General features: G+C 60.7%; 12 protein-coding genes and 1 pseudogene. 6 read left to right on the forward strand and 7 right to left on the reverse strand.

The genetic code is table 11. The features are described from left to right. The first annotated feature begins 68 nt into the window (after nt 1–68). Nucleotides 69–1634 (forward strand): hypothetical protein, encoded by a 1566-nt coding sequence (locus HMPREF0308_RS04410; protein ID WP_005529094.1) that lies wholly within the window; start codon nt 69–71, stop codon nt 1632–1634. A 351-nt stretch (nt 1635–1985) separates the two neighbouring features. Here HMPREF0308_RS04410 and HMPREF0308_RS04415 read toward each other — a convergent pair whose 3' ends face one another. The 4 genes from HMPREF0308_RS04415 to gabT all read right to left on the reverse strand — a co-directional run bounded on the left by HMPREF0308_RS04415 (nt 1986) and on the right by gabT (nt 7262). Next, nucleotides 1986–3338, reverse strand: a complete 1353-nt coding sequence (locus tag HMPREF0308_RS04415; RefSeq protein ID WP_005529096.1) for a YkvI family membrane protein — start codon at nt 3336–3338, stop codon at nt 1986–1988. Between the two features lie 116 nt (nt 3339–3454). Continuing rightward, nucleotides 3455–4441 carry an alpha/beta hydrolase gene (locus tag HMPREF0308_RS04420; RefSeq protein ID WP_005529098.1) on the reverse strand — a complete coding sequence of 329 codons (987 nt, stop codon included), beginning with the start codon at nt 4439–4441 and terminating at the stop codon, nt 3455–3457. After that, nucleotides 4441–5901 (reverse strand): flavin-containing monooxygenase, encoded by a 1461-nt coding sequence (locus tag HMPREF0308_RS04425; protein WP_005529100.1) that lies wholly within the window; start codon nt 5899–5901, stop codon nt 4441–4443. The genes HMPREF0308_RS04420 and HMPREF0308_RS04425 overlap by 1 nt, the downstream gene beginning before the upstream one ends. Before the next feature lie 35 nt (nt 5902–5936). After that, nucleotides 5937–7262: a 4-aminobutyrate--2-oxoglutarate transaminase gene (gene gabT, locus HMPREF0308_RS04430; protein ID WP_005529101.1), complete on the reverse strand. Its 1326-nt coding sequence runs from the start codon at nt 7260–7262 to the stop codon at nt 5937–5939. A gap of 130 nt (nt 7263–7392) precedes the next feature. On the opposite strand from gabT, the gene HMPREF0308_RS04435 reads away from it, so the two are divergent. After that, complete coding sequence (locus HMPREF0308_RS04435) at nt 7393–8937, forward strand: helix-turn-helix domain-containing protein (RefSeq protein ID WP_236251955.1); 1545 nt, start codon at nt 7393–7395, stop codon at nt 8935–8937. On the opposite strand, the gene HMPREF0308_RS12950 is transcribed toward HMPREF0308_RS04435, so the two are convergent. Both HMPREF0308_RS12950 and HMPREF0308_RS04445 read right to left on the reverse strand, forming a co-directional pair. Next, entirely contained in the window at nt 8934–9962 is a 1029-nt protein-coding gene (locus HMPREF0308_RS12950; protein WP_005529106.1) for a GIY-YIG nuclease family protein, read from the reverse strand. The genes HMPREF0308_RS04435 and HMPREF0308_RS12950 overlap by 4 nt on opposite strands. Before the next feature lie 193 nt (nt 9963–10155). After that, a complete protein-coding gene (locus HMPREF0308_RS04445; RefSeq protein WP_005529107.1) occupies nt 10156–11304 on the reverse strand; it encodes an ATP-binding protein in 1149 nt (382 codons plus the stop codon). A 326-nt stretch (nt 11305–11630) separates the two neighbouring features. Here HMPREF0308_RS04445 and HMPREF0308_RS14430 point away from each other — a divergent pair, with 326 nt between their 5' ends. The 3 genes and pseudogenes from HMPREF0308_RS14430 (at nt 11631) to HMPREF0308_RS13210 (ending at nt 12257) form a co-directional block, all read left to right on the forward strand. Continuing rightward, nucleotides 11631–11867 (forward strand): transposase, encoded by a 237-nt coding sequence (locus HMPREF0308_RS14430; RefSeq protein WP_005529109.1) that lies wholly within the window; start codon nt 11631–11633, stop codon nt 11865–11867. 32 nt (nt 11868–11899) lie between these two features. Further along, nucleotides 11900–12088 (forward strand): annotated as a pseudogene (locus tag HMPREF0308_RS14435) (hypothetical protein); the annotation flags it as partial. 4 nt (nt 12089–12092) lie between these two features. Next, a complete protein-coding gene (locus HMPREF0308_RS13210; protein ID WP_005529111.1) occupies nt 12093–12257 on the forward strand; it encodes an FCD domain-containing protein in 165 nt (54 codons plus the stop codon). On the opposite strand, the gene HMPREF0308_RS04450 is transcribed toward HMPREF0308_RS13210, so the two are convergent. Beyond that, nucleotides 12247–12603: a hypothetical protein gene (locus HMPREF0308_RS04450; RefSeq protein WP_211205699.1), complete on the reverse strand. Its 357-nt coding sequence runs from the start codon at nt 12601–12603 to the stop codon at nt 12247–12249. The two genes, HMPREF0308_RS13210 and HMPREF0308_RS04450, sit on opposite strands and share 11 nt — an antisense overlap. Before the next feature lie 146 nt (nt 12604–12749). Between HMPREF0308_RS04450 and HMPREF0308_RS04455 the strand changes: the two genes are divergently transcribed. Then, on the forward strand, nt 12750–13106 hold the full coding sequence (locus HMPREF0308_RS04455) for an SDR family oxidoreductase (protein ID WP_005529115.1): 357 nt from the start codon (nt 12750–12752) through the stop codon (nt 13104–13106). Nucleotides 13107–13177: the final 71 nt, after the last annotated feature.

Here is a 13177-nt window from a genome sequence, read left to right on the forward strand (position 1 = left end):
CGCCAATCCCGGAACCGCGTCTCGAGCGCGGTGGCCGGGCTTCATGTTTTCCATCAGATTGGTATCTCATGTCTCATTCCGCATCCCAGCCTGAAGATCATCAGGCATCGAAGGCACTGGCTGAGCCTGAACAGGGCATCGGCCAAGAATCTCCGCACTGGAGGGCCGGTCCTTTCGACATTCGCCTGCCGTTTGTCCACTACCGCATCGAGTGGCCGGACTACGCCCAAGGTTTGTTCATGTGCGTCGTCGACCTTGGCGCCATTCCGCTCATGACCGAGGCACTCGGCATGCCCTTCGAGGTTGCCCTCGCCGTGGTCATGCTCAACGGTCTGCTCTACCTCACGCACCACCTGCTTGGCGACCCTGTCGTCCCTGGCTGGATCACCCCGGCTATCCCGCTGCTTATCGTGTACGTGCAGACCTTCCCCGAAGGCGAACAACGCGTCTGGGCGCTCATTAGTTTCCAGCTCTTGCTTGGCATATTCTCTATCACCCTCGGCGCCACAGGATTGGCGTCGAAGGTTGTGCGCGTCATTCCTTCAGGACTGCGCGCGGGCATCGTCCTCGGCGCAGGTATCGCCGCTATCTTCTCCGTATTCAAGGAAGATGGTCGCTTCCACTCGTACCCCGTGACCATCACCATCGCGGTGGCCATCGCGTTCTACCTGATGTACTCGCGGTCCTTCGCTGGTCTGCGTCAGAAAGCGGCCGGTTGGCGCTTCATCGCTTCGTTGGGCATCCTGCCAGCTATCTTCGTAGCTATCTTCGTCGCACCGTTGGTCGGCGAGGCACCGTGGCCGGACATCGAGTGGGGCTTCTCCAGCCCTGACTTCGCTACCTTGTGGAGCGAGTACACCATCTTCGGTCTTGGCTTACCGCCTGCGCACATGTTCCTCACGGCTATTCCGACCGTGCTTGCCGCCTACATCGTGGTGTTCGGTGACGTCCTCCAAGCCAACGCGGTGCTTAAGGAAGCGGACCACGTCCGTACTGACGAAGCCGTGGTCTACAGTCCGTCGCGCGCCCACCTCCTCTTCGGCGGACGCAATATGATCATGTCGATCATCGGCCCTGACGTCGCTATGTGTGGTCCGCTCTGGGCGGCGATGCACGTTGTCATTGTTGAGCGCTACAAGCAGGGTAAGCGCGCCATGCGCTCCGTCTTCGGTGGTGCCGGCTCTTTCCGCTGGGGAACAAACACCGGCCTGTTGCTTCTGCCCATTATTTCCTTCGTTGAGCCCATCCTGCCCATCGGCCTGGCGCTCACTCTCATCATTCAGGGCTTCGTCTCCGTCCGCGTGGGCATCATGGAGGCAAAGAACCAGAAGGACCTCGGCATCGCAGGCATTACTGCTGGTGTCCTCGCCACGCAGGGCGCGGCCTGGGGCTTCGCTGCGGGCATCATCATGGTACTTGTCATTTACGGCAAGGACATGTTCAAGGATGAGCGCGACGGCACGATCCGTAACTTCGACGAGATTGACCCCAACGAGGGCTTCGCGGATGCTCAGGCGGACTTCACTGAGCTCGCCCAACTCAATGACGTGGACGAGCAAGGCCGTCCGACCCCGCACTTCCACACTCAGGATGTAAAGACCGATACCTCTGTATCACGCGAGGACCGTTCCTAGTCCGTATCGACTCACGCCTACCGCCACAGGCGCCCAGCTACTAGAACTGAGCGCTTGTGGCATTTCTCTTGTCTGAGCCGCGGCGAACCGATGTGAGACAACGCGCACACCGTGAGCGCTCGCTGCGTGAGCCATTAAAGGCGGGGAGACCAACCTGGACAACATCCTCATGCTGTGCAAATACCACAACATGAAAAAGAGAGACGGCGACGTCTACTGCAAGGGCGAGGACGGGTGGATTTACAAGCGGCGGGAATTCGGCCCCGCCGTGCCGTGTAACTAGCGCCAGCAACCGCCACTACAACGCGAAAGACCCGCTCCCCACGAGGGGAAGCGGGTGGCTTGGCGTGTCTAAGGGCGGGTGTGCGCCTTCTTCTCAGCGGCCTTCATGTCGTTGACGGAGGCCGCGGACTCGAGGTCGGCGATGTCGACGCTGTTATCCGCAGTGGACAGTGGTAGCGTCGAGGCGACGGTGATGTCCTCGCGAGCGTTGATCTCCGTTGCGATTTCTTCGATGAAGGTGTGCTCCGGGATGTTGGAGATGCGGGCGATGGCGATGATTTCCTGCTCCTCGTCCTGGGTGAGCGCCTCTTCGCCTTCGAAGCGCTTGGCCATGAGCTCGCGGGCACGGCGGCGCAGCTGGGTCTCGCTCTCGAGCTCGCGGCGGTTCTTCCACCAGGACCAACCGATGACGAACATGCAGAGGATGCCCATGTAGCCGAGGATGGGGTAGACCCAGCCGATGAGCTCAGAGAAGCCGATGAAGGACAGGACGAAGCCGACGAGGACGATGGCGACGTAGACCTTGTAGAAGTGCTGACGGTGGTCGCGGGTGAGGCGTTTGGCCAAGGCGTAGAACATGCCGATGGCCGTGTTGTAGATCATGCCGTAGATGGCAAACGCCATGAGCGTACCGAGCGCCGGGTGAATCTTGGTGACCATAGCGAGGGTCGGCATGTCCGTCTCCAGGACGGTCTCGACGGAGATGTACATGGAGCCGACGAGCACGGCGAGGAGGAAGAGGAAGATGAAGCCGCCGATGATGCCGCCGAGGCCGACCTCGCGAGAGTCGAGGAAGTTGCCGCCGATGACGATGGCCATGGACACTACGACGATGACCTGGAGGCCAACCGAGTTGATGGCCGAGACCCACCAGTTGGGCAGCGTCGTGGGAATCTCCTGTGCCTGCTCGTTGAGGTGCGTGAAGTCGGGCTGCGCGGTGAAGATGGTGTACATCGTGCCGATGGTGATGAGGATAATGATGAACGGAGTGACGGCGCCGATGACCTTGGTGACCTTGTCCACGTCGAGGAGGCCGGTGAGCAGGACGAGGGCCAGCATGATGCCCGCGCCGATCCAGATGTCCCAACCGAACTGCTGCTTCATATTGGACCCAGCGCCCGCGAACATGGCGAAGCCGATGCAGAAGAGACACGTCATCGTCGCGATGTCGAGGACGCGGGAGGTCACGGGGCCGGAGATGACCGTGAACACCGAGTTGTGGTCCTTCGCGCGGTGGTAGCTGCCCAGCTGCAGCATGGAGATGCCGGCAATCATGACGCAGATGGACGTCACGATGGCGCCAACAATGCCCCAGTTGCCGAACGCAACGAAGTATTGGAGGGCCTCGCGGCCGGAGGCGAAGCTCGCGCCGACGAGGACGCCAATGAAGGCCATGGAGATGCCTAAAGCTCGTTGAATCATTGGTTTACCTTTCGGTCGATAGATATTTGATTGTAGGGATGAGTGAAGGGAAATTCCTAGAGTTTGGTTCACGAAAGCCCCAGCGCGAAGAAGCACTTCACACTGGGGCTTCGGGGTTACGCGTGCTTGCGAGCGTGGACGGCGATGAACTTCGCGATGTCGCTCAGGCCTTCCTCGCCACACTGCATCACGCCGGCAGACGTGAACAAGCCGTGGTGGTACCCGCGCAGGTGCTCGTACCGGACGTCACAGCCGGCCTTGGCCAACTTAAGGGCGTACTCGCCGCCCTCGTCCGCGAGCGGGTCGTTGTCCACCGTAATGACGTAGGCGGGCGGCAGGTTCTCCGGCAGCTCGTGGAGCAGCGGGGACAGGTCGGCGACCGTCTTGTCCTGGCCCTCCGGCAGGTAGGTCCGGATGAACCAGCGCATGGTCTCCGCCACCATGGGGAAGCCCTCGGTCACGCGCTGGTACGAGGCGCCAGACTCCGTGCGCTGATCCGAGATATCCGTGATGGGATAGATGAGCACCTGGCTGGAGATGGGGGCGACGGAGTCGTCCCCGGAGAACTCGTTCGCCAGGATGGCCGTGAGTTGACCACCCGCCGAGTCGCCCGCGATGGCGACGTTGGTGACGTGCAGACCGTGCGGAGCGGCGGCGTCGGAAAGCCAGTGCAACGCGGCGCGGCAGTCATCGATGGCCGCGGGGTAGAGGTGCTCCGGCGCGAGCCGATAATCGACCGCCACCGCCGGCAGCCCGGACTCGACCGCGAGGCGGCGCACCGCAGAGTGGTGCGTGTCCAGGTTGCCCATGAGCCAGCCACCGCCATGGATGAATAGGATTGCGGGGGTGGCGGCGTCACGCTCGCTGTCGGGACGCGGGTCCGTGAGACGTACCCGAAACTCGCCTACCTCGAAGTCCTGCGTGAAAGGCTCCGTTTCTTCCGAGAGACCGTTCTGCGCGGTCGAAGCCACGTAGTTCTCGCGCACCGTGGGGATCTCAATGTGGTGAAAGGGGACCCCGCCTCCGGCGCGGAAGGGACCCACGGACTTCCATGCGTCCTCCGTGATGGGGCGGCCAGTGAATTCGTCAGCGAGCGTGTGCATTAGGCCACCCCGTAGTCAGCCAGCTCGAGGGTGCGGGTGAGGTCCTGGTACTCGGCAACGTTGCCGGACCAGTTGTTGATGACCTTGCCGTCCTCGTTCTTGTACCAGGAGGAGCAGTCGGCGGAGAAGGCGGACTCGTTGAGCTCAGCCTGGATGCGGTCGTTGAACTCGCGCAGGACCTGCGGGTCGACGTCCAGGACCTTGTCCGGGTTGTCGCGGAGGTACTCGACGGCCTGGCGGATGTACTTGTCCTGCTCTTCGAGCATGGCCACGACCGAGTGGTGGTTGAGGTTCGTGTTCGGGCCGTAGAGCATGAAGAAGTTGGGGAAGCCGTCTACGGTCATGCCCAGGTATGCCTCCGGCGCGTTGCCCCAGCGCTCGCGCAGGTCGAGGCCACCTCGGCCGATGACTGGTAGGTCTCCCTGGAACTCCTGGGAGTGGAAGCCGGTGGCGTAGATGATGACGTCGAACTCGTGCTCTACGCCGTCTGCGGTGCGGATACCCTTCGGGGTGATTTCTTCCATGCCCTCGGTGACCAGCGAGACGTTGTCGCGGTTGAAGGTCGGGTAGAAGTCATCGGAGCGCAGGATGCGCTTGCAGCCGAACGCGAAGGTCGGGGTGAGCTTATTTACCAGCTCCGGGTCGTTGACCTGGGAGGTGAGGTGCTCCATGGCCTGCTCGACGCCTTCCTGAGCAGCGTCGGTGCCCTTGCGGGTGCGCTCGAAGCCGTCCTCGCGGGTGTCGTGGATCTCCTGGCGAATGGCGCGGTAAGAGTCCGGGTTTTCCTGGAATTCGCGCAGCTCCTCGTCGGTGAAGATGACCTGGTTGCGCGGCAGGATGTAGTTCGCGGAGCGCTGGAAGACGGCGAGGTGTCCGGCCTCCTTCGCCACCTCCGGCACGAGCTGGACCGCGGAGGCCGCGTTGCCCACCACGGCGACGTTCTTGCCCTTGAGGTCAACGGTGTGGTCCCACTCGGCGGAGTGGAACTGCGTACCCTCGAAGGTCTCGCGGCCGGCAAAGTCTGGAACCTTCGGCTTGGAGAGCTGGCCCCAGGCGCCCACAAAGACGCGGCCGTAGTAGATGTCGCCGGTGGAGGTGGCGATCTCCCAGGCCTTGCGCTCCTCGTTCCACTCGGAGCGGACGATACGGTTGTTGAACTTGATGTGCTCGTAGAGACCGAACTCGGTGGCGAGCTCCTTGAGGTAGCCGAGCATCTCGTCCTGGCCAGCGAACATACGGGACACGCCGAGATTGAGGAAGTAAGAGTAGCAGTAGATAAGCGCCTGGGTATCGCAGGCGGCGCCCGGGTACGTGTTATCGCGCCACACGCCGCCGACCTCGTCCGCGGCCTCGAGGATGAGGAAGTTCTCGAGGTTGTCCTTGACGAGCTGGGCGCCCATGCCGAGTCCGCCGTAGCCGGTGCCGAGGATGATGCAGTCGTAGATGTGCTTGTCAGACATGTTGGTTCTCCTTGCAGGGTAAGTGGGGGTGTGCTTTAGTTCTTACGGATTTCTGCGGCGAGGACCTCGAGGCCGTCACGCAGGGTGGACTCGTTGATGACCAGCGGCGGCAGGAGGCGGATGACGTTGCCGTCCAGACCACAGGTGAGGATGAGAACGCCCTGCTCCTTGCAGGCGCTGGCGACGGTGGAGGTGAGCGCCGGGTTCGGGCGACCGTTCTCGTCGACGAACTCGAGGGCAATCATCGCGCCGCGGCCGCGGACCTCGGCGACGGTGGGCAGCTCGGTGAGTGGCTCGAGGATCTCGCGGGCAATCGCTTCGATCTCACGGGCACGTGCCGCGAGGTCGTGCTCCTCCATCTCTGCGATGGCCGCGAGCGAGGCCGCGCACGCCACCGGGTTGCCGGCGTACGTGCCGCCCAGGGAGCCCGGTCCCGGTGCGTCCATGATTTCGGCACGGCCGGTGACGGCTGACAGCGGCATACCGCCGCCCACGCCCTTTGCCGTGGTGATGAGGTCCGGGACTAGGCCCTCGTGATTGCTCGCGAACCAGTCGCCCGTGCGGCACATGCCGGCCTGAATCTCGTCTGCGACGAAGACGACGTCGTTCGCGCGGCACCACTCCAGCAGCGCCGGAAGGAAGCCCTCGGCTGGCTCGATGAAGCCGCCCTCGCCCTGCAGCGGCTCGATGACGAGCGCTGCGATGTCCTCCGCGCCGATGACCTGCTCGATGGAGCGGATGGTGCGCTCCGCCGCGTCTGCGCCGCTCAGGCCGTCGCGCAGCGGGTAGGACCCCTGCACGCGGTAGATATCAGAGGCTAGGGTGCCAAAGCCAGACTTGTACGGCTTGTTCTTCGCCGTCATCGTCATGGTGAGGTTCGTGCGGCCGTGGAACGCGCCGTCGAAGACGACGATGCGGTTCTTGCCCGTGTAGTTACGTGCAATCTTCACGGCGTTCTCAATGGCCTCCGCGCCGGTCGAAAACAGTGCGGTCTTCTTCTCGTGGTCGCCTGGGGTTAGTTCGTTGAGCTTCTTCGAGACCTGGAGGAATCCCTCGTAGGGTGCATTGAGAAAGCAGGTGTGGGTGAGGTGCGACGCCGCCTCAGCGATTGCCGCGGTCACGCGCGGGTTGGACGCGCCGACGGTGGTCACCGCGATGCCCGAGGCGAAGTCGATGAAGGAGTTGCCATCGACGTCCACGAGGACGCCGCCGTCGCCGTCCACGATGTACGCGGGCAAGCCCGGCACGAGGCCACGGGCGAGCTCCTGCTCGCGCTGCTCCTCGAGTTCCTGGCTGCGCGGGCCAGGGATGGGGGTCACAACTTTCCGCTCTTGCGGAATGCGGTGATTGAAGTCCTGCATGTCACTCCTCCGATTCAAATAAAAATGTGATGGGAGTCATTGTGCCGACGGAGTGTAGCGTGGCATATAAACATTGTGTCGAAATGAAAACGCTAATTTGTACACAATGTATATAGGAAGGTGGGGTGTGATGACTCGGTCATCAGCGCACGTGGATGCAGAAATGGGCGATACGCTTTCAATTTCGTGGCTTGCAAGCCGTCGAAATTTGGGCCTGCGCGTGGTCCATGATTCGGGCCGTTCTTTTGGCATGGTGCACCCGTGCGAGCTTGAAAATCCCGAAAAATATGTCGGTGAGGGCACCCTCGTTTTGCTCACCGGCATCGCTTTTCGCGATCATCCGGAGGCTTTCAGCGACTATGTCGCCCGCCTTTCTGCCGCCGGGGCCGCCGGCATTGGCTTCGGCGTGGGCGTCGTCTTCCCCGAGGTCCCGCACGAGCTTGCCGACGCCGCCCTCGCCCACGACGTCTCCCTTCTCGCCATCCCCCTTGACGTGCCGTTTATTTCGGTCTCCACGGCCGTGCACCGCGAGCTCGCGCAACGCCGTGAGCGCCGTCTCGAGGTTCTTCTTGAGCTCCAAGGCCGTCTCAACCTCGCGGCCGGCCAGGGCCTGAACGGGCTCGTCACCGGCACGGCGCAGGCCCTTGACGCGAGCGTTTGTCTTGTGGACTTGGACGGCCGTGTGTCTGCAGCGGCGGTCTTGCCCGGCTTTGAAAACATCGAGCTCAACCATGTCATCGATGACGCGCGCCATCGTGGTTTTGGAATCGCCGGCAAGGTGGGGGACGTCAATGTTCTGGCGCACCGTCTTTCTCCGAGCGGCAATCAAACGCATGGTCTCGTGGCCATGGCCGACCACTACTTCGACGCCAGTCAGCGCGCCTTGCTCAAACACGCAGCCGGCCTTGCCGAGCTCATCATTCGACGCCCACAGGAGCTGCGCCGCGCACAGCGCGAGCTCACCACGCTGGCCGTGTCTATGCAGCTTGGTCTCACAGGCCGCGACGAATCGATGCAACGCATCTTCCGCCAAGCCAGCGATACGGAAGGCAAAGTCCGTCCGGTCCTCGTCAAATCCGAGTCGGCACGAGCGCATGCGCGCTTCATTGAGGCGCTTGACCGCAATCTCGCGGAACAAGGCCGCCTGCTCTTCGCCGTGGAGGTCGATGACCTCACCTGGTTATTCCTGCTGCGCGGCAACCGTTCCATGCGCAATATTCAGGAACTCCTCCTCGACATCCGCGGCGGCAAACGCATTGTCGTTGGCTCACCCCTCGAGTGGTCGCGCCTGCGCGAATCCACTGTCCGTGACTTGGAAAAAGTCGCCTTCGGCTTGCAACCTGGCGCGCTCGTGGGCCCCGAGTCGCGCACGCTCAATTGGCTAGGCGACGAAGGCGTTGGTGCCGCCGTCGCCCACCGCTTCGCTGAAACCTGGGGTAAGTTGCGCGAGTACGACGCGGCCCACGGCAGCGAGTATGAACAGACACTTCAGGCCTATCTGCGCAACAGCGGGCACTATGTGCGCACCGCTGATGCGCTAAATACCCACCGACACACCGTGCGTAAGCGCATTGCCGACGCCGCCGAGATTCTCGAGATTGACCTCGACGATCCCATCGCGGTCGCGGAGCTCGTGGTGCTCGGCGTCGCCGGCGCCGGTGCATCCTCGTTCTAGCCGCGCTTTGTCGTCTCTCCGACATCGATGAGATGCTGGTACACCGCGTCCGTGAGCGCGCGGCTATGGAAGCGTCGGAAGAGCCCACCGTTGCGATAGCGCATATTCTTCACGGCGAATTCGCGCGCCGCCTGCAGCAACTCGGGGCGCTCGTGCATAACGTCGCTGAGCTTGCCGAGGGGATAGAAGACGGGAACCGCTTCAATCGGCTTGTAACGAAGAACCGAGAACTGGATGGGTATCTGACCGGGCTTCTTGGCTTTGCGCATGGCCGTGATGAAATCGTTGGTGTCCTCGTCACCGGGCGAGACGTTGAGGTAACCGGAAGGCCCCGGTAGATGGTCGACGCCGACCTCCAGGTAGAACTCGTCGTTGTGCAGGACGAGCATTTCCACCACGCCAGTATTGATAGCGGCGTACCGGCTGTTGCTATTCGTTGAAGGGAGATCGGTCAGCGTCCAGAACTCTTTCTCGGTATCCGGCGCGAGCGGAATGATATCGGACAGCGCGAAGGAGAGATCAGCCAGGATCTTGGCATACGTTGCTGCGTCGGTGGAACGTTGGACTTTAGGGCTCGGGAGCGGCCCGAGATTGGGAAACTCGCTAAAGTTATAGGCCTCGCGGCCCCAGGTTTGCTGAATCCAGTGCTGTTGCTCCTCGACGCTGATTGTGAAATCCAGCGGTCTGGGCTCGTTCGAGTCAAAGTTAAACGTGCGATTTCGAAGGCGTTGCCGCTCGTTTAGCTGCTCGGCAATCATGGTTTGCTCGAGCGGGCCGAGGGCCTCTTTCTGGGGAACACGGGCGAATCGGAGCGCAGAAATATCCGTCCATGCGGGGTGATGCTTCGAACCATGCGCGTGGGTACGGAAACGTTGGACGATGTTTTCGGTAAGGCCGACGTAGCGTTCCCCGTTAGTGAACTCGAGAATATAAATTCCGCGCCGGATCCTCGTACCGACGAGAGGAGCGACAGGGGAGTTGGAGTCGATCTCCCAGCGCTTGAAATTGAGTGAGAATGCGGTCATGAGTGAGAGAAGGTAGACGTCATTTTATCTCATCATAGGCATAGTGCGCGGCGTGAAAAGAGCGTGTGTACGCTCGCACCCGTGGCCGCCTCTGCTGGGTCGCCGACCGAGGAGGCGCTTGTGCGGCTGGGGGAGCTGTAAGCAGAGCTTTCCGATGCCCCGAGTGATCTGCGGCGTAGGGCGCATCAGGAGTCTATTTCCCTTGAATGCTTAGGAGATAGTCCTCGAGCCGTGGAAGTTGGAAGGTCATTTTCCGGTCTGCCGTTTCGATAACGAGGTCGAGGCTTAGGAGCTTTTGCCGGTAGTTGCTGATGTTTTGCGGCGAGGTCCCCATGATGCTGAGCACATCGATATTCCGAGCGGGGAGGTCGCACTGGGCAAGGGCGATGAGGAAATCCCGTTCACCAGGGGTGATGTCGGCGATGGCGGGTTCGTGGACGAGCTGATGGAGCTTATTTGTTGCGCGCTTTATGCCCACAGCGACGTCCTGGCCAGTGATATTTGTGCGACCAGACTTTTGGGCCTCAAAAAAGGACCACAGCCCAATCAGCTGGAAATAAAAGGGGTAGCCGCCGCTTTCTTCAGTTGCGGTGCGCAGAGCTGACTCGTGCCAGCTGAAATTAGCAATTTTCGCAGTGTCAGTGAGAACGGAACTGACATCGGGATCTGGGATTGCTCCGAGATCGATGCGGTTAGCGCGGCGAAGGAAGGTGATGGGATTGGAACCGTCCGGACTAGAAAGCAAGGGCTTCACAGCCGAGGGGATACCCGCCATGATGACTGTGATTTCACGATTCTCCCGGAGGAGGTGTTGAATCGTTGTAGCGAATTCAATGATTTCGTCGCGATTTGTGTAATGGAGCTCGTCGAGGGTGATCAGTACGCCGCTGGGCGGTTGACCGGTGATGGAATCGAGTTGTGCCTTGGCGTCGAGCAACGCGGTAAGGGCGGTACGCAGTGATGATTGTGTGGGGGAGATTGGATCAGTTTCCCAATTGATGGAGCCAATACCGGCGATTGAAATGCCGGAGAGGCGACGTTTGTCCGCAGGGGAGAATTCCTGAAGATTGCGCTCGGCTGTATTGCGAATGCGCTCGACGACGCCCTGTGTAGCTGTTTCGGAGATGATGGTCCAGCCAAGTTGGGAAGCACGGTCTTCGACAGCGTTGAGAAAGACCGTCTTGCCGCTGCCGCGAGCACCACTGACGACGCTGACCCGTTCGTGGGCACCAGGACCGCCGAGCATTGCCATGGTGATGAGATCGAGCTCTTCCTCACGGCCGGCAAGAACTGCCGGACTAACGCCGAGGGCGGCGGTGAATGGGTTACGGATTCGTTCCATGAGTTTCTCCACTGGTTCATGCCGAGGATTAATGTACTTCGATGTAGTTCAGTGTATTTCAGTGTACTTCACTGTACTTCGCTGTAATCCAATGTAATCCAGTGTACTTCTTTGCACTTCGCTGCGTCTGCCGTGATATGTGTTTCGGAGATTTGGCTGTGCCCGTGCGGGACAAAGATTCGGGTGTTGTGCCCAGTAGTGAGGCGACATTCTTCTTAGGAAAGGGGAGTTCTATCGCGAGAGCTTGCATGGCGATCCCTGGGCGCGGTGATCCTTCTAAGTCGTGCCTCTTAATGAATGGAGGGTGAGTGTGAGAGTTTTTCGGTATGAGCAGACCCGAGAATTTCCGCGAGATTCCCGAGACTGCATGGAAAATCATCGCTCCACACCTTCCCTCTAGCGCCGGAAAAGTCGGCAGGCCGTTTTTCGATAATCGCACCATTATGGAAGCCATTGTCTACAGGTTGCGCGTCGGATGCCCATGGCGGGGTCTTCCAGAACGTTTCGGACCTTGGCAGAAGGTGCGGAAACGCCGCAATCTCTACTCGCACGGGAGTCTATGACGCCATTCACCAACACGTAATGGCGCTCTCCCAAGCTTGACGCGAATCGGTACAAAGATCGCAACGTCGTCGAGCGATTCTTCCCCCGTGCCAAGAAGTGTAGGGGCCTTGCTACCCGAATTGACAAGCACGCCATCAACTGTCGAGGGGCATGGTTCTATTTGCCGTGTTTGACTGGCTTAACCCCAATTAAGAGACACGACATCACAGACACGACCTAACCCGGTGCTTATCGATCTGTTGGAGCGCCTCATGGTCCACATGGCACAGGTGCCTTCCACGACGTTGACTAGTCCCGGACGCCAAGATTCTGCACTGCAGGAACATCGCGCGATGGTGAAAGCCATCTCCAAGCGTTACGCCGTTACCGCGCGAGACATCACTCGATAACGAGCACTTCTCCACCGTCCTCGTCGGTTTTGTTGTACGCATGCTTGCCTACGAGCCCCAGTACCTTACGGATGCGCTCGACGTCACCACCACCGAATTCGAGATAGCACGTGCTCTCACTGGCGTCATTGAGGTCTTCGTAGAAGTCCTCGATTTGTACTTCGAACTCCTCGAGAATGTCCTCGAGCGGGTACTGGGAAATGTCCTGGGGCGAGTCGCCTTCGCCGAGCTCGGGTTCTTGCTCGAAGCTTAGCGAGGTGACGTACTCACGATCGGGTGCTTGCTGGTAGATGTTTTCTTCTACCTTGATGTAATCGGGCGTTGAATACTTTTCGGGTGTATACACTCGGAAATTCTTCATGCTTGCATGATATGGAATTGTGAGTATGGCCGTAGGGGAGACGATATCGTGACAAAGGGGACGGCAGGTCCGTTAAACGCCCGCGTACACTGGCGCGCCCGTCGACAACGAATCTCACAAGGAGATTCCCCATGAAGTTCGTACTCATCGGCGCCACCGGAACTGCGGGCAAGGAAATTGCCGCCAACTTGAAGGAGCACGGGGTTGTCGAGGTCTCTCGTCCCAACGGCGAGGATCTCGCGACGGGCGAGGGTCTCGAGGAGGCATTACGCGGAACCGACGTCTGCGTCGACGCCTCCATCCCCATGCCGCCGGATGACGAGGCCCTCACCGAGTTACTTAGCGGCGTGGGCCATCTCGTCTTCCTGTCCATCACCAACCTTGTCAAGCCCGTGGTCACGAAGTTCCCGTACTACGCCGCGAAGGCGGCGCAGGTAAAGCTCATGCGTGAGACCGATCTTCCCACGAAGGTCGTCAACTCCGCGTAGCGGATGGAGTTCGTTCTCAACCCCGCATCCTCGAGCGAGGAAGACGACACCGTCAAGATCGAAGATTGGTG

This window comes from Corynebacterium striatum ATCC 6940 (assembly GCF_000159135.1).
Lineage (GTDB): Bacteria > Actinomycetota > Actinomycetes > Mycobacteriales > Mycobacteriaceae > Corynebacterium > Corynebacterium striatum.

Coding starts and splice junctions, on each gene's coding strand:
- HMPREF0308_RS04410 (WP_005529094.1), top strand. CDS start 69: ATGTCTCATTCCGCATCCCAGCCTGAAGATCATCAGGCATCGAAGGCA.
- HMPREF0308_RS04415 (WP_005529096.1), bottom strand. CDS start 3,338: ATGATTCAACGAGCTTTAGGCATCTCCATGGCCTTCATTGGCGTCCTC.
- HMPREF0308_RS04420 (WP_005529098.1), bottom strand. CDS start 4,441: ATGCACACGCTCGCTGACGAATTCACTGGCCGCCCCATCACGGAGGAC.
- HMPREF0308_RS04425 (WP_005529100.1), bottom strand. CDS start 5,901: ATGTCTGACAAGCACATCTACGACTGCATCATCCTCGGCACCGGCTAC.
- gabT (WP_005529101.1), bottom strand. CDS start 7,262: ATGCAGGACTTCAATCACCGCATTCCGCAAGAGCGGAAAGTTGTGACC.
- HMPREF0308_RS04435 (WP_236251955.1), top strand. CDS start 7,393: ATGACTCGGTCATCAGCGCACGTGGATGCAGAAATGGGCGATACGCTT.
- HMPREF0308_RS12950 (WP_005529106.1), bottom strand. CDS start 9,962: ATGACCGCATTCTCACTCAATTTCAAGCGCTGGGAGATCGACTCCAAC.
- HMPREF0308_RS04445 (WP_005529107.1), bottom strand. CDS start 11,304: ATGGAACGAATCCGTAACCCATTCACCGCCGCCCTCGGCGTTAGTCCG.
- HMPREF0308_RS14430 (WP_005529109.1), top strand. CDS start 11,631: ATGAGCAGACCCGAGAATTTCCGCGAGATTCCCGAGACTGCATGGAAA.
- HMPREF0308_RS04455 (WP_005529115.1), top strand. CDS start 12,750: ATGAAGTTCGTACTCATCGGCGCCACCGGAACTGCGGGCAAGGAAATT.